Source organism: Burkholderia sp. AU15512, from assembly GCF_002223325.1.
In the GTDB taxonomy this organism is placed as follows: domain Bacteria; phylum Pseudomonadota; class Gammaproteobacteria; order Burkholderiales; family Burkholderiaceae; genus Burkholderia.
In genome coordinates, this window is the sequence record NZ_NKEX01000004.1 from 749,750 (window position 1) to 770,118 (window position 20,369).

Annotated in this window: 16 protein-coding genes; 14 read left to right on the top strand and 2 right to left on the bottom strand. The window is 66.6% G+C overall.

Going from position 1 to position 20,369, the window contains the following annotated elements; translation table 11 throughout:
- Window positions 1-34: 34 nt before the first annotated feature.
- The gene (gene metH / locus CFB43_RS16125) at window positions 35-2,752 is read left to right on the top strand and encodes a methionine synthase (RefSeq protein ID WP_179254842.1); all 2,718 of its coding nucleotides are present in this window, start codon (window positions 35-37) and stop codon (window positions 2,750-2,752) included.
- 115 nt (window positions 2,753-2,867) lie between these two features.
- Here metH and CFB43_RS16130 read toward each other — a convergent pair whose 3' ends face one another.
- Complete coding sequence (locus tag CFB43_RS16130; RefSeq protein WP_089426439.1) at window positions 2,868-3,191, bottom strand: DUF1840 domain-containing protein; 324 nt, start codon at window positions 3,189-3,191, stop codon at window positions 2,868-2,870.
- Between the two features lie 200 nt (window positions 3,192-3,391).
- Here CFB43_RS16130 and argS point away from each other — a divergent pair, with 200 nt between their 5' ends.
- The 6 genes from argS to CFB43_RS16160 all read left to right on the top strand — a co-directional run bounded on the left by argS (window position 3,392) and on the right by CFB43_RS16160 (window position 11,565).
- The gene (argS, locus tag CFB43_RS16135) at window positions 3,392-5,173 is read left to right on the top strand and encodes an arginine--tRNA ligase (RefSeq protein ID WP_089426440.1); all 1,782 of its coding nucleotides are present in this window, start codon (window positions 3,392-3,394) and stop codon (window positions 5,171-5,173) included.
- Window positions 5,174-5,265: 92 nt separating this feature from the next.
- Window positions 5,266-6,171, top strand: a complete 906-nt coding sequence (locus CFB43_RS16140) for an SPOR domain-containing protein (protein WP_089495729.1) — start codon at window positions 5,266-5,268, stop codon at window positions 6,169-6,171.
- A gap of 69 nt (window positions 6,172-6,240) precedes the next feature.
- Window positions 6,241-6,879, top strand: coding sequence for a thiol:disulfide interchange protein DsbA/DsbL (locus CFB43_RS16145; protein ID WP_089441130.1), 639 nt, complete (start codon window positions 6,241-6,243; stop codon window positions 6,877-6,879).
- Between the two features lie 19 nt (window positions 6,880-6,898).
- Window positions 6,899-7,672 (top strand): SDR family oxidoreductase, encoded by a 774-nt coding sequence (locus CFB43_RS16150; RefSeq protein WP_089495730.1) that lies wholly within the window; start codon window positions 6,899-6,901, stop codon window positions 7,670-7,672.
- Window positions 7,673-8,123: 451 nt separating this feature from the next.
- Window positions 8,124-9,719 carry an ABC transporter substrate-binding protein gene (locus CFB43_RS16155; RefSeq protein ID WP_089495731.1) on the top strand — a complete coding sequence of 532 codons (1,596 nt, stop codon included), beginning with the start codon at window positions 8,124-8,126 and terminating at the stop codon, window positions 9,717-9,719.
- Window positions 9,720-9,918: 199 nt separating this feature from the next.
- Window positions 9,919-11,565: an ABC-F family ATP-binding cassette domain-containing protein gene (locus CFB43_RS16160; protein ID WP_089495732.1), complete on the top strand. Its 1,647-nt coding sequence runs from the start codon at window positions 9,919-9,921 to the stop codon at window positions 11,563-11,565.
- A 16-nt stretch (window positions 11,566-11,581) separates the two neighbouring features.
- On the opposite strand, the gene CFB43_RS16165 is transcribed toward CFB43_RS16160, so the two are convergent.
- The gene (locus tag CFB43_RS16165) at window positions 11,582-12,661 is read right to left on the bottom strand and encodes an MBL fold metallo-hydrolase (RefSeq protein ID WP_089495733.1); all 1,080 of its coding nucleotides are present in this window, start codon (window positions 12,659-12,661) and stop codon (window positions 11,582-11,584) included.
- 304 nt (window positions 12,662-12,965) lie between these two features.
- Between CFB43_RS16165 and aceK the strand changes: the two genes are divergently transcribed.
- The 7 genes from aceK to CFB43_RS16205 all read left to right on the top strand — a co-directional run bounded on the left by aceK (window position 12,966) and on the right by CFB43_RS16205 (window position 20,151).
- On the top strand, window positions 12,966-14,783 hold the full coding sequence (gene aceK, locus CFB43_RS16175) for a bifunctional isocitrate dehydrogenase kinase/phosphatase (protein WP_089495734.1): 1,818 nt from the start codon (window positions 12,966-12,968) through the stop codon (window positions 14,781-14,783).
- 55 nt (window positions 14,784-14,838) lie between these two features.
- Window positions 14,839-15,606, top strand: a complete 768-nt coding sequence (can, locus tag CFB43_RS16180; RefSeq protein WP_089441136.1) for a carbonate dehydratase — start codon at window positions 14,839-14,841, stop codon at window positions 15,604-15,606.
- A gap of 111 nt (window positions 15,607-15,717) precedes the next feature.
- Window positions 15,718-16,395 carry an SDR family oxidoreductase gene (locus tag CFB43_RS16185; RefSeq protein WP_089441137.1) on the top strand — a complete coding sequence of 226 codons (678 nt, stop codon included), beginning with the start codon at window positions 15,718-15,720 and terminating at the stop codon, window positions 16,393-16,395.
- Window positions 16,396-16,440: 45 nt separating this feature from the next.
- A complete protein-coding gene (locus tag CFB43_RS16190) occupies window positions 16,441-16,878 on the top strand; it encodes a YchJ family protein (RefSeq protein ID WP_089495735.1) in 438 nt (145 codons plus the stop codon).
- 106 nt (window positions 16,879-16,984) lie between these two features.
- Entirely contained in the window at window positions 16,985-18,259 is a 1,275-nt protein-coding gene (locus CFB43_RS16195) for a dienelactone hydrolase family protein (protein WP_089495736.1), read from the top strand.
- Window positions 18,260-18,412: 153 nt separating this feature from the next.
- Window positions 18,413-18,802, top strand: coding sequence for a helix-turn-helix domain-containing protein (locus CFB43_RS16200; protein WP_256941058.1), 390 nt, complete (start codon window positions 18,413-18,415; stop codon window positions 18,800-18,802).
- Window positions 18,802-20,151: a type II toxin-antitoxin system HipA family toxin gene (locus CFB43_RS16205; protein WP_089495737.1), complete on the top strand. Its 1,350-nt coding sequence runs from the start codon at window positions 18,802-18,804 to the stop codon at window positions 20,149-20,151. Before CFB43_RS16200 ends, CFB43_RS16205 begins: the two co-directional genes overlap by 1 nt.
- Window positions 20,152-20,369: the final 218 nt, after the last annotated feature.

Genomic DNA, 20,369 nt, shown 5'->3' on the forward strand with positions numbered 1-20,369 from the left:
TCCCCCGTCCTTCATCACCAGAATTCGCACCGCCATGACCGATCACATGATGCGCCTCGCCGGCCTCGAGCCGTTCAACGTCACGCCCGGGACGCTCTTCATCAACGTCGGTGAACGCACCAACGTCACCGGCTCGAAGGCGTTCGCACGCATGATCCTCAACGGCCAGTTCGACGAGGCGCTCGCGGTCGCGCGCCAGCAGGTCGAGAACGGCGCGCAGGTGATCGACATCAACATGGACGAGGCGATGCTCGATTCGAAGGCGGCGATGGTGCGCTTCCTGAACCTGATCGCGTCGGAGCCGGACATCGCGCGCGTGCCGATCATGATCGACTCGTCGAAGTGGGAAGTGATCGAGGCGGGCCTGAAGTGCGTGCAGGGCAAGGCGATCGTGAACTCGATCTCGCTGAAGGAAGGCGAGGACGCGTTCCGCCACCACGCGCACCTGATCCGCCGCTACGGCGCGGCGGCCGTCGTGATGGCGTTCGACGAAACCGGCCAGGCCGATACGTTCGCGCGCAAGACCGAGATCTGCAAGCGCTCGTACGACTTCCTCGTGAACGAAGTCGGCTTCCCGCCGGAAGACATCATCTTCGACCCGAACATCTTCGCGGTCGCGACCGGTATCGAGGAACACAACAACTACGCGGTCGACTTCATCGAGGCGACCCGCTGGATCAAGCAGAACCTGCCGTACGCAAAGGTGAGCGGCGGCGTGTCGAACGTGTCGTTCTCGTTCCGCGGCAACGACCCGGTGCGCGAGGCGATCCACACCGTGTTCCTGTACCACGCGATCCAGGCGGGGATGGACATGGGCATCGTCAACGCGGGCCAGCTCGGCGTGTACGCCGACCTCGACCCGGAGCTGCGCGAGCGCGTCGAGGACGTGATCCTGAACCGCCGCGACGATTCGACCGACCGCCTGCTCGAGATCGCCGACAAGTTCAAGGCGGGCGGCGCGAAAAAGGAAGAGAACCTCGAGTGGCGCAACCAGCCGGTCGAGAAGCGGCTCTCGCATGCGCTGGTGCACGGCATCACGAACTTCATCGTCGAGGATACCGAAGAAGTGCGCGCGAAGATCGCCGCGGCCGGCGGCCGCCCGATCAACGTGATCGAAGGGCCGCTGATGGACGGGATGAACATCGTCGGCGACCTGTTCGGCCAGGGCAAGATGTTCCTGCCGCAGGTCGTGAAGTCGGCGCGCGTGATGAAGCAGGCGGTTGCGCACCTGATCCCGTTCATCGAGGAAGAAAAGCGCCTGCTCGCGGAAGCGGGCGGCGACGTGCGCGCGAAGGGCAAGATCGTCATCGCGACCGTGAAGGGCGACGTGCACGACATCGGCAAGAACATCGTGTCGGTCGTGCTCCAGTGCAACAACTTCGAAGTCGTCAACATGGGCGTGATGGTCCCGTGCAACGAGATCCTCGCGAAGGCGAAGGTCGAGGGCGCGGACATCATCGGGCTGTCGGGCCTCATCACGCCGAGCCTCGAGGAAATGGCCTATGTCGCGTCCGAAATGCAGCGCGACGACTACTTCCGCGTGAAGAAGATCCCGCTGCTGATCGGCGGCGCGACGACCTCGCGCGTGCACACGGCCGTGAAGATCGCGCCGCACTACGAAGGCCCGGTGGTGTACGTGCCGGACGCGTCGCGCTCGGTGTCGGTCGCCTCCAGCCTGCTGTCCGACGAAGGCGCGACGAAGTACCTCGACGAGCTGAAGTCCGACTACGAACGCATCCGCGACCAGCACGCGAACCGCAAGGCGCAGCCGATGGTCACGCTCGCCGAAGCGCGCGCGAACAAGACCAAGGTCGACTGGGCGGGCTACCAGCCGGTGAAGCCGAAGTTCATCGGCCGCCGCGTGTTCAAGAACTACGACCTGAACGAGCTCGCGCAGTACATCGACTGGGGCCCATTCTTCCAGACCTGGGATCTCGCGGGCCCGTACCCGGCGATCCTGAACGACGAGATCGTCGGCGAATCGGCGCGGCGCGTGTTCTCCGACGCGAAATCGATGCTCGCGCGCCTGATCCAGGGCCGCTGGCTGACCGCGAGCGGCGTGATCTCGCTGCTGCCGGCGAACACCGTCAACGACGACGACATCGAGATCTACAGCGACGAGTCTCGCTCGGATGTGCTGCTCACCTGGCGCAACCTGCGCCAGCAGAGCGTGCGCCCGGTGGTCGACGGCGTGATGCGGCCGAACCGCTCGCTCGCCGACTTCATCGCGCCGAAGGAATCGGGCGTCGCCGACTACATCGGGATGTTCGCGGTGACGGCCGGCCTCGGCGTCGACGCGAAGGAAAAGCAGTTCGAAGCCGACCACGACGACTACAGCGCGATCATGCTGAAGGCGCTCGCCGACCGCTTCGCGGAAGCCTTCGCGGAAGCGATGCACGCGCGCGTGCGGCGCGAGCTGTGGGGCTACGCGAGCGGCGAGACGCTCGACAACGATGCGCTGATCGCGGAAAAGTACGCGGGCATCCGCCCGGCACCCGGCTACCCGGCCTGCCCCGACCACCTCGTGAAGCGCGACATGTTCGACGTGCTGCGCGCGGACGAGATCGGCATGAGCGTGACCGACTCGCTGGCGATGCTGCCGGCCGCGAGCGTGTCGGGCTTCTATCTCGCCCATCCGGACAGCACGTATTTCTCGGTCGGCAAAATCGGCCAGGATCAGCTCGAGGACTACGCGCAGCGCATGGCGCTGTCGCTCGACGACGCGCGCCGCGCGCTCGCGCCGCAGCTCTGATCGGCCCTTCGACGGGCGCGGCGCCGCCCGTTATCATCAGACAAAAGAAAAAGCCCGCTCGAAAGCGGGCTTTTTCATGCCTTTCGATCCTTTCGGACCGGCCGGGCAAGCAGGCTCAGAAGCCCCAGTGCACGTCGGCTTCGCCGGCTTTCGCTTCGCGCAGCATCGTGAGGAAGGGCGCAACGCGCTGGGCCAGGCTCGCCGGCACTTCGTGGTGCGCGTGGTCGGCTTCGTCCTCGTGGAAATGGCCGGCGTGCTCGGCGCGTTCCTGCTTCGCCTGCGCGACCGCGCCTTCCAGCTTGGCGATCGCGTGGTCCAGCTCGTCGTGCGTAATCACCCCGCGCTCGCCCAGCTGCTTGCCGACGAGACCCAGCACATACACGGCGAAATCCTTCAGCACGTCGAGATCCTGTGCCGCCTTGCTCTTGAACGTAATCATGACAATTCCCTTTTCATCTTGTTGTGCCTGCGCGGCGCGGTTGGGGAACGCCGGCAGACCGGCGTCCGGCCTCGCGGACGCGGGCCGCCTGAGCGGCATATTAGCACCTGTTAAAATTCTGCGATCCCTGAAACGCGCGCTTAAAAAGCGCGCCGGCGGGCCGGCGTTTCCGGCCGCCACCAACGAAGCCTTCTACCAGCATGCTGCCAGCACACAAACAGACCCTCGAAGCCCTGCTCGCGGATAGCGTCAAGCAGGTCGCACACGCGCTGAAAGGCGCCGACGCCGCGTCCGTCGCCCCCGTCATCACGCTGGAGCGCCCGAAGGTCGCCGCGCACGGCGACGTTGCGTGCAACGTCGCGATGCAGCTCGCGAAGCCGCTCGGCACGAACCCGCGCCAGCTCGCCGAGCAGATCGTCGCCGCCCTCACCGCCCAGCCGGGCGCGCAAGGCCTCGTCGAAGCCGCCGAGATCGCCGGCCCCGGCTTCATCAACTTGCGCCTGTCGGCCGCCGCGAAGCAGGCGGTGATCGCCGCCGTGTTCGACCAGGGCCGCGCGTTCGGCACGTCGGATCGCGAGAAAGGCAAGCAGGTGCTGCTCGAATTCGTGTCGGCGAACCCGACCGGCCCGCTGCACGTCGGCCACGGCCGCCAGGCCGCGCTCGGCGACGTGCTCGCGAACGTGATCGCGAGCCAGGGCTACGCGGTGCACCGCGAGTTCTACTACAACGACGCGGGCGTGCAGATCGGCAACCTCGCGATCTCGACGCAGGCACGCGCACGCGGCCTGAAGCCGGGCGACGCGGGCTGGCCGGAAGCCGCGTACAACGGCGAATACATCGCCGACATCGCACGCGACTTCCTGAACGGCGAAACGGTCGCCGCGTCGGACGGCGAGCCGGTCAAGGGCACGGGCGACGTCGAGGATCTCGACGCGATCCGCAAGTTCGCGGTCACGTACCTGCGTCGCGAGCAGGACATGGATCTGCAGGCGTTCGGCGTGAAGTTCGACCAGTACTACCTCGAGTCGTCGCTGTACAGCGAAGGCCGTGTCGAGAAGACGGTCGACGCGCTGATCAAGGCCGGCATGACCTACGAGCAGGACGGCGCGCTGTGGCTGCGCACGACCGACGAAGGCGACGACAAGGATCGCGTGATGCGCAAGTCGGACGGCACGTACACGTACTTCGTGCCGGACGTCGCGTACCACGTGACGAAGTGGGAGCGCGGCTTCACGAAGGTGATCAACATCCAGGGTTCGGACCACCACGGCACGATCGCGCGCGTGCGCGCCGGCCTGCAGGGCCTGCACATCGGGATCCCGAAGGGCTACCCCGACTATGTGCTGCACAAGATGGTCACCGTGATGCGCGACGGCCAGGAAGTGAAGATCTCGAAGCGCGCGGGCAGCTACGTGACGGTGCGCGACCTGATCGAATGGTCGGGCGGCGCGGCGGCGGGCCAGGAAGCGGCGCCCGACCTGATCGACGAAGCGACCATCACGCGCGGCCGCGACGCGGTGCGGTTCTTCCTGATCTCGCGCAAGGCCGATACCGAGTTCGTGTTCGACATCGACCTCGCGCTGAAACAGAACGACGAAAACCCGGTCTATTACGTCCAGTACGCGCATGCGCGGATCTGCTCGGTGCTCAACGAGCTGAAGTCGCGCTACAACGTCGACGTCGCGCAGCTGCCGGGCGCCGACCTGTCGCAGCTGACGAGCACGCAAGCGGCGTCGCTGATGCAGAAGCTGGCCGAGTACCCGGACATGCTCACGCACGCGGCCAACGAACTGGCACCGCACGCGGTTGCGTTCTACCTGCGCGACCTCGCTGGCGAATTCCACTCGTTCTACAATGCGGAGCGCGTGCTGGTCGACGACGAAGCGCCGCGCAATGCGCGCGCCGCACTCCTCGCCGCGACCCGGCAGGTGCTCGAGAACGGCCTGGCGGTGCTCGGCGTGTCCGCGCCCGCCAAGATGTAAGGCAGTAAGCGGCCCGAACCGGGCAGCGAATGGCTGCGGCTGGAGTGCCCGTCGCAGCCTTTTCACGATTCTTTTTGCAGGTGACTCAAGCAATGGCACAACCACGCCGAACTTCGAAGCAATCGAAACAAGCCGGAGGGACATTTCTTGGAATCGTGCTGGGCCTGATCGTCGGCCTCGCGATCGCCGTGGTGGTGGCGCTCTACATCACGCGTTCCCCGTCGCCGTTCGTATCGAAGGTCGCGCCGCCGCCGGCCGACAACGGCGCGAGCCAGCCGCAGCAGTTCGATCCGAACCGCGCGCTGCAGGGCAAGACGCCGGGCCAGCCGGTGCCGCAGGCCGCGCAGCCCGCGCCGCCGAACACCGCGCCCGGCCAGGCCGCGAACCAGACCCAGGGCGGCCTGCTGCCCGAGCCGCAAATCGTCGAAGTGCCGCCGCAGGCCAACGGGTCGAGCGGCTCGAACAACACTGGCAGCTCGAACAACACGACCGCGTCGAACAACACGTCGTCGAGCAACGGCGTGGCCGTCGCGCCGAAGCCGGCCGACACCACGCCGCCGCCGAAGAAGACGCAGCAGGCGCAGCAGCAACAGCAGCAAGGCGGCGAGGACGACCTCGCCCGCTTCGCCGCGCAGAAGCAGGCGCAGCAAGCGGCCGCGCAAAAGCAGCAGCAACAGCAACTGGCCGCGAACACGCCGAAGCCGACCTCGTCGGCCGCGGCCGCCGCGACGGCAAAGCCGCCGACCGCGAACGACGCGAATACCGGCTACTTCCTGCAGGTGGGCGCGTACAAGACGGAAGGCGACGCCGAGCAGCAGCGGGCGCGCCTCGGCTTCCAGGGCTTCGAGTCGAAGGTGTCGAAGCGCGATGTCAGCGGCGTGACGTATTTCCGCGTGCGTGTCGGCCCGTTCTCGAAATTCGAGGATATGAACTCGGCTCGCCAGCGCCTGTCCGATGCAGGTGTCGACACGGCGGTGATCCGTTTCACGAAGCAGTAAGCAACCGGCCGAGCCCACTCAGAACCCGTTACGTTTCGTAACCCGAGCAACTGATTCGACGTTCACAACATGAAAAAACTGCTTAGCACGCTCCTTCTGTCCCTGGGCCTGGCCGCCGGCCTCGCGCAGGCTTCGCCCGCCGCACCGGTCTCCGGCAAGGACTTCGAGGTGATGAAGTCGCCGCAGCCGGTGTCCGCACCGGCCGGCAAGGTCGAGGTGATCGAATTCTTCTGGTACGGCTGCCCGCACTGCTACGAATTCGAGCCGACGATCGAGGCCTGGGTGAAGAAGCAAGGCAACAACATCGACTTCAAGCGCGTCCCCGTCGCATTCCGTGACGATTTCGTCCCGCACTCGAAGCTGTTCTACGCGGTGTCCGCGCTCGGCATCTCCGAGAAGGTCACGCCGGCGATCTTCAACGCGATCCACAAGCAGAAGAACTACCTGCTGACGCCGCAGGCGCAGGCCGACTTCCTGGCCACGCAGGGCGTCGACAAGAAGCAGTTCACGGACGCGTACAACTCGTTCAGCGTGCAGGGCGAAGTGAACCAGTCGGCCAAGCTGCTGAAGGACTACGCGATCGACGGCGTGCCGACGGTCGTCGTCCAGGGCAAGTACAAGACGGGCCCCGCTTACACGAACAGCATCCCGGGTACCGCCCAGGTGCTCGACTTCCTCGTGAAGCAGGTTCAGGACAAGAAGCTCTGATCCCCGCCCGCGCGCCGGCATGACTACTCCGCTGAAGGTCTTCATCACCGGCGCATCGAGCGGCCTCGGCCTCGCGATGGCCGAGGAATACGCCCGCCAGGGCGCCATGCTCGCACTCGTCGCGCGCCGCACCGATGCCCTCGAGGCGTTCGCGCGGCGCTTCCCGAAGCTGTCCATCTCCGTCTATTCCGCCGACGTGCGCGATGCCGACGCGCTCGCGACGGCCGCCGCGTCGTTCATCGCGGCGCACGGCTGCCCCGACGTCGTGATCGCGAACGCCGGCATCAGCCAGGGCGCCGTCACGGGCCAGGGCGATCTCGCGACGTTCCGCGACGTGATGGACATCAATTACTACGGGATGGTCGCGACGTTCGAGCCGTTCGTCGGCCCGATGACGGCCACGCGCCACGGCACGCTGGTCGGTGTCGCGAGCGTCGCCGGTGTGCGCGGGCTGCCTGGTTCCGGCGCGTACAGCGCGTCGAAATCGGCCGCGATCAAGTATCTCGAAGCGCTGCGCGTCGAGTTGCGGCCGGCCGGCGTCGGCGTCGTGACGATCGCGCCCGGCTACATCCGTACGCCGATGACCGCACACAACCCGTACCGGATGCCGTTCCTGATGGACGCCGACCGCTTCGCCTCGCGTGCGGCCCAGACGATCGCGCGGCAGCGCGCGTTCCGCGTGATTCCGTGGCAGATGGGTGTGGTCGCGAAGGTGCTGCATGTGCTGCCGCGCTGGCTGTACGACCGCCTGTTCGAGAAGGCGCCGCGCAAGCCGAAGGCGGGCGCGCATTGACGCTCCGGTGAGCGCTCGGCCCGCGTGAAGCTTCGCGGGCCGTCTCTCCGTCTCTCCGTCTCTCCGTCTCTCCGTCTCTCCGTCTCTCCGTCTCTCCGTCTCTCCGTCTCTCCGCTTCTCCGCTTCTCCGCACCGCCACCTGGCCGTTTCGACGCTTCGATTCGCGACACGTCCGCACCGCTCCCGCGCCATCCCCGACGCGTCGCTGCCCGGCATCCCCGGCGCCAGCGTTCCGCCGCCCGCCGCCTCCTTCGCCCCACTCGCCGCCCCAACACCCGTTCCGTCGCGAACGCAGCCGTTTTTCGGCCAATTCGCCGCGTTCAGGCGCCTTTTTTCACGCGCCGCGCGCTTTGACGGTATGCTATTCGCCAGCCGCGCCGGCCCTGTCCGCTTCCGGGCCGCGCCCGCATCCCGTCACCGAGCAAAAAACACAAGCCACGTGGGAGATCCTATGCAGGTCAAGCTGTTCGCCGCGGCCACGCTCGCCGCCGCCCTCGCCGCCCCCGGCCTCGCCGCCGCCAAGCCGCTCACCGTCTGCACGGAATCGAGCCCCGACGGCTTCGACGTCGTGCAATACAACTCGCTCGTCACGACCAACGCGTCGGCCGACGTGATCTTCAACACGCTCGTGTCGTACGACGAAGCCGCGAAGAAGGTCGTGCCCGCGCTCGCCGACAAATGGGACGCGAGCGCCGACGGCCTCACGTACACGTTCCATCTGCGCCCGAACGTCGCGTTCCAGACCACCGAGTATTTCAAGCCGACCCATGCGCTCGACGCGGACGACGTCGTGTTCACGTTCTCGCGGATGCTCGACGACGCGAATCCGTGGCACAAGGTGGCCGGCGCGAGCGGCTTCCCGCACGCGCAGTCGATGGGCCTCGTGAAGCTCGTGAAGTCGGTCACGAAGGTCGACGACAGCACCGTGAAGTTCGTGCTGAACGAGCCGAACGCGACGTTCGTGCCGATCCTGACGATGGGCTTCGCGTCGATCTACTCGGCCGAATACGCGGACCAGCTGCTGAAGGCCGGCAAGCAGGCCGACCTGAACGCGAAGCCGGTCGGCACCGGCCCGTTCGTGCTGAAGAGCTACACGAAAGATGCGCTGATCCGCTACGACGTGAACCCGACCTACTGGGGCACGAAGCCGAAGGTCGACCGGCTGATCTATGCGATCACGCCCGATCCGTCCGTGCGGCTGCAGAAGGTGAAGGCCGGCGAATGCCAGATCGCGCTGTCGCCGAAGCCGCAGGACGTGCTCGCCGCGAAGGGCGAAAGCGCACTGAAGGTCGCGCAGACGCCTGCGTTCATGACCGCGTTCGTTGCACTGAACACGCAGAAGAAACCGCTCGACAACGACAAGGTGCGCGAGGCGCTGAACCTCGCGTTCGACCGCGCGACCTACCTGAAAGTCGTGTTCGACAACACCGCGACGGCCGCGAACAACCCGTATCCGCCGAACACGTGGAGCTACGCGAAGGACGTCGCGCCGTATGCATACGATCCGGCGAAGGCGAAGCAGCTGCTCGCGCAGGCCGGCTTCCCGAACGGCTTCTCGACGACGATCTGGACGCGCCCGACCGGCAGCGTGCTGAACCCGAACCCGAAGGTCGGCGCGGAGCTGTTGCAGGCCGACCTCGCGAAGATCGGCGTGAAGGCCGAGGTCAAGGTGATCGAATGGGGGGAGCTGATCAAGCAGGCGAAGCTCGGCCAGCATGACATGCTGTTCATGGGCTGGGCCGGCGACAACGGCGATCCGGACAACTACCTGTCGCCGCTGTTCAGCTGCAATGCGGTGAAGTCGGGCATCAACTTCGCGCGCTTCTGCGACACGCAACTCGACAAGCTGATCGCCGACGGCAAGTCGACCGCCGATCAGGCCAAGCGCGCGAAGCTGTACGAAGCGGCGCAGAAGATCATCCACGACCAGGCGCTGTGGATTCCGCTCGGCTATCCGACCGCGGCCGCGCTCACGCGCACGAACGTGAGCGGCTATCACGTGAGTCCGTTCGGGCGGCAGAACTTCACGACCGTCGCCGTGCAGTAACGCGACCCTCGCGCGTGGCGCGCAAGCGACGGTGCGTCCGACCGTCGCTTGCGGCCCGCGCGCCGCGCTTGCTACACTGCGCGCCTATTCCTCATACCGGACGCCAGCCAAAGTGAACAACTAAGCCTTCCCGAAATGTTTTCGCCGCCGTGCCACGTACGCCGCGCGCGAAGGTCTTCACGCATTTTTGGAGGTGCTTATGGCTGCAGCCACGCCCACCGGCGCGCTCGTCGCGCTTCATCACGTTTCCTTCCGCTTCGACGACGGCTTCACGCTGTTCGATTCGCTCAACCTTTCCATCGATCGCACGCCGACCGGCATCGTCGGCCGCAACGGCATCGGCAAGAGCCAGCTCGCGCAATTGATCGCGGGCCGCTGCGCGCCGAGCGCGGGGGCGATCGAGCGGCACACGCACGTCGTCTACGTCGCGCAGCAGCACGACTACGGTGGCGTATCGGCCGGCCCGCGAACCGTCGCGCAGATCGCCGCGCTCGATGCACCGCTCGGCGCGCTCGCACGTCTCGCCGACGGCCGCGCGGAACCGCACGACTTCGACCTGATCGGCGATCGCTGGGATCTTGCGGAACGGCTGCGCACCGCGCTCGACGCAGCCGGCCTGCACGACGTACAACCCGACACGCCCGCGCAGGCACTGAGCGGCGGGCAGCTCGCGCGCGTCGCGCTGATCGGCGCGCTGCTGTCCGGCGCGGGCTTGCTCGTGCTCGACGAACCGACCAACCATCTCGACGCGTCGGGCCGCGCGTGGCTGCGCGCGGCGCTCGACGGCTGGCGCCGGGGCCTCGTCATCGTGAGCCACGACCGTGCGCTGCTCGCCGACGTGCAGCGCATCGTCGAGCTGACGCCACAAGGCGTGCGCGCGTACGGTGGCAACTACGCGCTCTATCGTGCGCAGCGCGACGCGGAACAGGATGCCGCGCAGTCCGCGCTCGACAACGCGCGTGCCGAACGCGGACGCGTCAGGCGCAGGCTCGAACAGGAACACGACACGATCCAGCGCCACGCGGCCGCGTCGCTGCGCGACGCGAAGACGGCCAACCTGTCGTCGGGGGCAAAACAGAGTCGCAAGGGTGCGGCGCGCAGCATCATGGGCACGGTGCGGCGCCACCAGAATGAATTCAAGGCGACGCTCGACGAACGCGTGCAGGAAGCGGCCGCGCGCGTCGAAGCCGATGCGCCCGTGCTCGTGTCGCTGCCGGGCACCGAGGTCAGCGCACGCCGCCAGCTGTTCACGCTCGACCGCGCGCAACTGCCGTGGCGCATCGCCGGCGATGCCGACGCGATCACATGGTCGGCCAGCGGCCCGGTGCGCATTGCATTGACCGGCCCGAACGGCTGCGGCAAATCAACGTTGCTGCGCATGCTCGCGGGCGAGCTTGCGCCGCGTTCGGGCGCATGCACGACACACGTAAGTGCCGCGTATCTCGACCAGCGGCTCGCGCTGCTCGATCCCGATCGCTCGATCGTCGAGCAACTGGGGCTGCTCGATACGCCGCTCGCCGAAGGCGACCTGCGTAGCCGTCTCGCGTTGTTGCAGCTCGACGCGGTACGCGCAACGCAGCCGGCGCGGCAACTGAGCGGCGGCGAACGGCTGAAGGCCGCGCTCGCGTGCGCGTTGTGGCGCGGCACGCCCGCGCAACTGCTGCTGCTCGACGAGCCGACCAATCACCTCGATCTCGAATCGGTGCGGGCGATCGAAGCCGCACTGGCGGGCTTCCCCGGCGCGATCGTGGTCGCGTCGCACGACCCCGCGTTTCTTGCGGCGCTCGACCCGACGCATACGATGCAATGGCATCGCGACGGGTGGCGCTACGAACCCGTCGCTTGAGGAAAGCGAAACGGTGTCAGCCGGCGGTGCGGAACCGCAGCACGCCGTCGTCGCCCTGCTCGCGCACGAGCTCGCCCGCGAGCCACAGCAGGTTCAGGTGCGCGAGCGCCTCGCCGAGCGCGAACGTCATCTGGTGGATGTCGAGTTCGCGGCGGCGGAACATGATCGGCACGATGTCGGCCGCGCTCATCGGCTGTTCCGCGCACGCGACGCGCACTTCGGCCAGGCGCGCGTCGTGGTGCTCGCGCAGTTGCGTGATGCGCGTGCGCACGCCGCGAAACGGCTTGCCGTGCGACGGCAGCACCAGCGTATCGGGCGCCATCGTCTCGTAGCGGCCGAGCGACTGCAGGTACAGCGCGAGCGGGTTCGCCTCCGGTTCGAGGTCGAACACGGACACGTTCGTCGAAATGCGCGGCAGCACCATGTCGCCGGAGATCAGCACGCCGTCCGCTTCGCTGTGCAGCGCGCAATGTTCAGGCGAATGGCCGAAGCCGGTCACGACGCGCCACGTGCGCGCGCCGATCGTCACCGCGTCGCCTTCGCGCAAGCGCCGGTAGCGCGGCGGCACGGCCGGCACGAGATCCGAGTAGTAGTGGCGGCGGTTGCGCAGCTTGTCGAGCGCGGCCGGATCGGTCAGCCCGTGGCGCGCGAAGTGATCGGCGGCGGCAGCGCCGCCCGCGTTCGAGCCGTTGCCGGCCGCCATCAGGCAGCCGAACATGTACTCGCCGAGCGTCATCCACAACCGCACGTTCCAGCGGCCCTTGTCGCCGCCTTCGCACAGCCAGTTCGCGAGGCCGAAGTGATCGGGGTGGCAATGCGTGACGAGCACGCGCAGCACGGGCAGGCCGTCGAGATGCGTATCGAAGATCTGTTCCCAGTGCGCGCGGATCGCATCCGACGCGATCCCGCAATCGACGATCGTCCAGCCGGCCTGCCCGTCGATCTCGTCGCGCAGCAGCCAGAGGTTGATGTGATCGAGCGAGAACGGCAGCGGCATGCGCAGCCAGCGCACGCCGGGCGCGACCTCGAACGTGTCGCCCGCGGCGGGCAGCGTATCGGCGAAGGGATAGTCGAGTTGGTGTTCCAGTGCGTTCATCGGTGGGGCGTCTCGTCGTTATCGGTGCGATTGCGCGCGGGCGGCAGGCCATGGCGGGCGTTCCGCCGATTCTATCGCCGTCCCGGGGAACGCGTGCCCGGCGGCTTGCTGCCCGTCAAAAAAAGTTCGTGCCAGAATCGGTTCCGTACCCGTATCTTTACGCGAAGATGCACCGAACGGCACCCAACGGCGGGCAACCCGCCGCTTGCCGGCCGGCTGCGCCTTGCCGCAAAGCCCTTGAACCGCCCGCTTGGGCGCTAAAATGGCGAGTGCTTACAGCCCCTCCCGAACGAGCCTGCACGCGATGAATCACTTCCCCAAACTGCTGTCCTCGCAGATCGGTTTCGACGTCGCGCAGACGATGCTCGAAAACTTCGACCGCCACTACCGGATCTTCCGCGACGCGGCCGTCGAGGCGAAGACGCTGTTCGAGCGCGGCGACTGGCACGGGCTGCAGCGGCTCGCGCGCGAGCGGATCACGTCGTACGACGATCGCGTGAAGGAATGCGTCGAGGTGCTGGAAGACGAATACGACGCGGAGAACATCGACGACGAAGTGTGGCAGCAGATCAAGCTGCACTACATCGGCCTGCTCACGTCGCACCGCCAGCCCGAGTGCGCGGAGACCTTCTTCAATTCGGTGTGCTGCAAGATCCTGCACCGCTCGTACTTCAGCAACGATTTCATCTTCGTGCGCCCGGCGATCTCGACCGAGTATCTGGAGAACGACGAGCCGGCCGCGAAGCCGACCTACCGCGCGTACTATCCGGGCACCGACGGGCTCGCGGCCACGCTCGAGCGGATCGTCACGAACTTCCAGCTCGAGCCGGCGTTCGACGATCTCCCGCGCGACATCGCATGCGTGATGGACGCGATCCACGACGAATTCGGCCATTTCGACGAAGCGCCGAATTTCCAGATCCACGTGCTGTCGTCGCTGTTCTTCCGCAACAAGAGCGCATACATCGTCGGCCGCATCATCAACGCCGACCGCGTGCTGCCGTTCGCGGTGCCGATCCGCCACGTGCGCCCGGGCGTGCTCGCGCTCGACACCGTGCTGCTGCGCCGCGACCAGCTGATGATCATCTTCGGCTTCTCGCACTCGTATTTCCTCGTCGACATGGGCGTGCCGTCCGCGTACGTCGACTTCCTGTGCACGATCATGCCCGGCAAGCCGAAGGCGGAGATCTACACGTCGGTCGGCCTGCAGAAGCAGGGCAAGAACCTGTTCTATCGCGACCTGCTGCACCATCTGTCGCATTCGAGCGACCGCTTCATCATCGCGCCCGGGATCAAGGGCCTCGTGATGCTCGTGTTCACGCTGCCGTCGTTCCCGTACGTGTTCAAGATCATCAAGGATCAGTTCCCGCCGCCCAAGGAAACGACGCGCGCGCAGATCATGGAGAAGTACCAGCTCGTGAAGCGCCACGACCGCCTCGGGCGAATGGCCGACACGCTCGAGTATTCGAGCGTCGCGCTGCCGCTCGCGCGGCTCGACCACGCGCTCGTGCGCGAGCTGGAGAAGGAGGTGCCGTCGCTGCTCGAATACGAGGACGGCAATCTCGTGATCGAGCACCTGTACATCGAGCGCCGGATGACGCCGCTCAACCTGTACCTGCAGAACGGCTCCGATGCCGACGTCGAGCACGGCGTGAAGGAGTACGGCAACGCGGTGAAGGAGCTGATGAAGGCGAACATCTTCCCCGGCGACATGCTGTACAAGAACTTCGGCGTCACGCGCCACGGCCGCGTGGTGTTCTACGACTACGACGAGATCGAGTACCTGACCGACTGCAACGTGCGCCGTGTGCCGCCGCCGCGCAACGAGGAAGACGAGCTGTCCGGCGAACCGTGGTATACCGTCGGCCCGCACGACATCTTTCCGGAGACCTACGGGCCATTCCTGCTCGGCGACCCGCGCGTGCGCGAGGTCTTCATGAAGCATCACGCGGACTTTTTCGATCCCGCGCTGTGGCAGGCCAGCAAGGACAAGCTGATCCAGGGCGAATTACCCGACTTTTATCCGTACGACACCGCGCTGCGCTTTTGCGTGCGCTACCCCGCGCGCTTCGGCGCGACGGACCAGAACGAGGGCGCAGGCGACGCGCAGCGCGCCGCCTGACGCCCGCTATGCCGCACCGATTGCGACCCGATTTCCGTCAACGGAATCCACACCGATGAACCCCCAAGACAATCCGCTTTCACACCTGTTCGACAACAACGACGCCTGGGTCAAGCACAAGCTCGAGGACGACCCGCAGTTCTTCGCGCGTCTCGCCCACCAGCAGGCGCCGGAATATCTGTGGATCGGCTGCTCGGATTCGCGCGTGCCCGCGAACGAGATCATCGGCCTGCCGCCGGGCGAAGTGTTCGTCCACCGCAATATCGCGAACGTGGTCGTGCACAGCGACCTGAACTGCCTGTCGGTGATCCAGTTCGCGGTCGACATCCTGCGCGTGAAGCACATCATGGTGGTCGGCCACTATGGCTGCTCGGGCGTGAACGCCGCCCTGCTCAACCGCCGCGTCGGCCTCGCCGACAACTGGCTGCATCACGTGCAGGACGTGCGCGAACGCCACTCGGCGCTGCTCGACGCATGGCCGGTGGGCGAAGCGCGGTATCGCCGCCTGATCGAGCTGAACGCGATCGAGCAGGTCGTCAACGTGTGCCGCACGACGATCGTCAACGACGCGTGGGCGCGCGGCCAGTCGCTCACCGTGCACGGGCTCGTGTACGGCGTGCATGACGGCCGGATGCGCAACCTCGGGATGGCCGTGTCGAGCTTCGACGCGCTCGACGAGACCTACAAGCGCTGCGTGGCCGCACTCGTCGCCGGCGGCGAGCATGCGCCGGACAACGACATGATCGCGGCGGACGCCGCACGGCTCGAAGGCGTCGCGCAGGCAGTCGCCGCCACGCTGAAGCCGTGCGACGACGCGAAGTGACGCCACGGCCTGCGTAGCGGATCGCTACACAGGCGTGCCGCTGCGCACTCATCGAACGGATCTGACACCGGCGCTGCCGCCACGGCGGCGCCAAGCAAAGGAGCGACGGGCATGAAAACCGCATTGATCGTCGGCGCATCGCGCGGCCTCGGCCGCGAATTCGTCCGCCAATACCGGCGCGACGGCTGGAACGTGATCGCCACCGCGCGCGACGACGCGTCGCTCGACGCGCTGCGCGCGCTCGGCGCGCAGGCGCATGCGCTCGACATCACGCAGCCCGAGCAGATCGCGGCGCTCGGCTGGAAGCTCGACGGCGAGCGGCTCGATGCGGCCGTGCTGGTGTCGGGGGTGTACGGGCCGCGCACCGAGGGCGTCGAGACGGTCACCGCCGAGGATTTCGACGCGGTGATGCACACGAACGTGCGCGGGCCGATGCAGTTGCTGCCGATCGTGCTGCCGCTGGTCGAGGACGCGCGCGGCGTGCTGGCCGTCGTGTCGAGCCGGATGGGCAGCATCGCCGAGGCGACCGGCACGACCGGCTGGCTGTACCGCGCGAGCAAGGCCGCGCTGAACGATGCGCTGCGCATCGCGTCGCTGCAGACGCGCCACGCCGCATGCATTTCGCTCCATCCCGGCTGGGTGCGCACCGACATGGGCGGCGCGCAGGCCGCGATCGATCCGGAAACCAGCGTGACCGGCATGCGCCGCGTGATCGCCGAATCCGGCGCGGACGTGTCGCAGGCAAACGGCCGCTTCTTCCAGTACGACGGTATCGAGCTGAGCTGGTGAACCGGTAGTCAGCCGACAACCCTACGTCGTTAATTCCTGTTTCGCATGATTTTGAACCGACCTGATGCGTGCCCGTGCGGCGGCGCGTCCCCCGCTCCCGCCGGCAAAGCGCCGGCGCCCCGCTATGCGGCCTGCTGCGGCCGCTTCATCGACGGCGGGCAAGCCGCGCCGACCGCACTCGAGTTGATGCGCTCGCGGTACAGCGCGTACGTGCTCGGCGCGACCGACTACCTGCGCGCGACCTGGGCCACGCGCACCTGCCCGCCGGATCTCGACACCGACCCCGAAGCGCCCGATGCGCCGCGCTGGCTCGGCCTCGCGGTCAAACGCCACGCGCCGCTCGACGAGCGGCATGCGGAGGTCGAGTTCGTGGCCCGCTACAAGGTTGGCGGGCGCGCTTACCGGCTCCACGAGACGAGCCGTTTCGAGCGCGACGAACAGGGTTTCTGGCGCTACGTCGACGGCGAAGTCAGTGAACGTTGACAAATAGTTGCTGTGTCAGACGCCGGGTAATTCCCGCATTGCACAACCCCATTTTGTCCGGCTACGATGACCTCGAATTGGTCATGTTGCATGGCAGGGCTTACGAATGGCGTTCAGCAAGGGATTGGTGGGATGGATGGCGGCGTGTGCGCTGTCGGCCGCTCAGGCCGGTACGCTGCCGAGCGCCAATACGGGGTCGGGTGCCGGCGCCAGCGGGTCGCTCGCCCACGCCGAACGCTTCGACTACGCCGATTCGAACCTGCCGCAGGTCGCCGCCGACCTGAACGAACAGATCCTCCGCATTCCGGCCGACGCATCGGGCTCCGTTACGCTCGAGGCCACGCTTTTCAAGCCGAACGGGACCGGCCCGTTCCCGCTCGTCGTCTTCAACCACGGCAAGAACACCGGCGATCTCCATCAGCAGCCGCGCAGCCGGCCGCTCGCGTTCGCGCGCGAATTCGTGCGCCGCGGCTATGCGGTGATCGCGCCGAACCGCCAGGGTTTCGCCGGCTCGGACGGCACGTACCAGCAGGAAGGCTGCAACGTCGGCAAGAACGGCCTCGCGCAAGCGGCCGACGTCGACGCGACCGTGCGCTACATGTCGCATCAGTCGTACGTCGATGCGTCGCGCATCGTCGTCGCCGGCACGTCGCACGGCGGCCTCGTATCGGTCGCATATGGCACCGAAGCCGCACCGGGCGTGCGCGGCATCATCAACTTCTCCGGCGGGCTGCGCCAGGACCTCTGCGACGGCTGGCAGAAAAACCTCGTCGACGCGTTCGACCAGTACGGCGCGCACACGGCCGTGCGGTCGCTGTGGCTGTACGGCGACAACGACTCGGTGTGGACGCCCGGGCTCGTCGCGCAGATGCACGACGCGTACGTTTCGCACGGCACGCAGGCCCGGTTCATCGATTTCGGCCGTTACAAGGACGACGCGCACCGGCTGATCGTCGATCGCGACGGCGTGCCCGTGTGGTGGCCGGCCGTCGACGCGTTCCTCGCGCAGCTGAACCTGCCGACGTCGGTGCGCTACGCGGTCGCGAGCCCGCACGAACCGAAGGCGAGCGGCTATGCGTCGATCGACTCGGTCAACGCGGTACCGTATGTCGACGAAGCCGGCCGTGAAGGCTATCGCCGCTTCCTGAACCAGCATCCGAGCCGCGCATTCGCGGTGTCGTCGGAAGGCGCGTGGTCGTGGGCCGAAGGCGGCGACGATCCGATGGCGCTCGCGCTCGACAACTGCTCGAAGCAGGGCGCAGGTTCGTGCCGGCTGTATGCGGTCAACGACCGGGTCGTGTGGAACGACGCGACGCAAACGGCCGATCACGACGACGGCACCGCACGCGACACCGGTACGCCGGCGCTGGCTTCGCGCTGATCCAAGCGCGTCATTTCCTCCCCTCGCCCATCACACCGAGGCCATTGCAGCGCCTCACTTCACGCCTCGCTCGTGCTCGTAAAATCGAGCGCAATCCATGGAATGCTCGTTTTTACGAGCATCCAGCTTGAATTCGCATACGCATGATCTATCATGATCGTTATTTCGATCCCTATCGATATAACGATCGATTTTACGAACATGAAGGTCAATCAAGCCGCTGCCGCCAGCCCAACCGTTCTCGCAGAAGCCGCCCGCGTTGGCGAAGCGCTCGCCCGTCTGCGCGTTGCGCGACGCATTCAGCAAAACGAGGCGGCCACCCGCGCCGGGCTCTCGCGCAATACCGCCTATCGTATCGAGAAAGGCGATCCTGGCGTCGCCCTCGGGCAGTGGCTTCGGTATCTCGACGCGATTGCGCCAGGAACGACCCTGCTGGAACTGCTCTCCGGAACGGACCCGTCGCTCAAGGCTCAAGCGGCCCGCGAACGCGGCCGGCGGGTGCGCTCGCTCACCGACAACGAACTCAAGGATCTGGACTTCTGATGGCTGCCGTCGTCAAAAGACTCGCGGTGTTTGCCTATCTCGACGATGACTGGGCACCCGCCGGTCTGCTCGAAATGACCGAAGAGGGCGTGAGCCTGCAGGCGTCGAGCTTCGCATACGGCTTGCGCTATCTCGGCCGGCCCAACGCCATCGAAATCGACCCGGTCAGCCTGAGCCTCGCAAGAAAGGACGAGATACGCGGCAAGATGAACTTTCCGGCGGGCGGATTGACGCAGTTCGGCGGTATTCGCGATGCCGCGCCCGATGCATGGGGGCGACGTGTCATCGAAGCCAAGCTCAGGGCCAAAGCCAACGCGCTGCCCGAGTCCACCTATCTCCTGCACGCCGGCAGTCAGCGGATCGGCGCACTCGATGTTCGGGAAAGCCTGGACACGCCCCCCGGCCCGCAGGCGGGCAATGGCCTGCTCAACCTCGAATACCTGGTCGATTCGGCGGCGCGCATCGAGGAAGGCGAGGCCGTGCCCGCCGAACTCGAGGCCATCTTCGTACAAGGGAGCGGTCTCGGCGGTGCGCGCCCGAAGGCGACGGTGCGAGACGAAGACGGCGTGTTGTGGCTGGCCAAATTCCCCAGTCTCAGCGATCGGTTGAACCTGACGGTCATCGAAGAAGCCACGCTTCGTCTGGCGGCACAGTGCGGCATTCGGGTACCGCCCACCCGCATCGTCGACGTGGGAACCCGTCAGGTCATGTTGATCCGTCGATTCGATCGGTACTGGACCCACCCCAAATTCGGCACCCTTCGCGGCGACGACGCGTTATACCTGCCCCCTCGCGCCGGAGCAACCGAGCGAAGACTCCCCTTCGCGAGTGCGTTGACGCTGGTCGGCTGTGCCGAGATGGAATCGATGGCGAAAAGTTACCAGGACGTCGCGCACGCGATCCGGCAGCATGGACACATCGATGCCATTCGCGCCGACAACCGGGAACTGTTCAAGCGGATGGTCTTCAACATCCTCGTGAGCAACGACGACGACCACCTGCGCAACCACGGATTCATCTACGACCCCCGCCTCCCCGGCTGGCGCCTCAGCCCGCTGTACGATGTCCTGCCCCGGCCGAGCAGCGCGCACGAACGCTATTTGCACCTCGGCATCGGGCCGCAAGGCCGGCTCGCGACGCTGGACAACGCGTTCGACGCCCGGGATGCGTTCGGTCTTTCGAAAACGGATGCCGGACTCGCAATTGCGGAAGTCTGGCAGCCGACCCGCGAGTGGAAGACGTGTTTCGAGGAGCGCGGCGTGCCCGGCAAGGAAATCGACAAGATCACGCCGGCGTTCCGCCACATCGATGACGTATCCCACCCGGCGTTGCGTAAAGCGTTGCCCTGATCTCACCTTCCATCGGCGTCCGTCCCGGCGCCTTGCCATGCATGGTCCCCGTCGATCGGGCAACGCGAGACGCTGGATCGTTCGATCTCCCAGTGTCGCCACAAACCACCCATTTCATCATTCCCCATATTTCTGCGCCATCACGCCCCACCCGCCCCACGATTTTTTCAGTTGGGGGGTCTCACTCGAACGTCGTCATCTGCGGTCATTTCGGGATA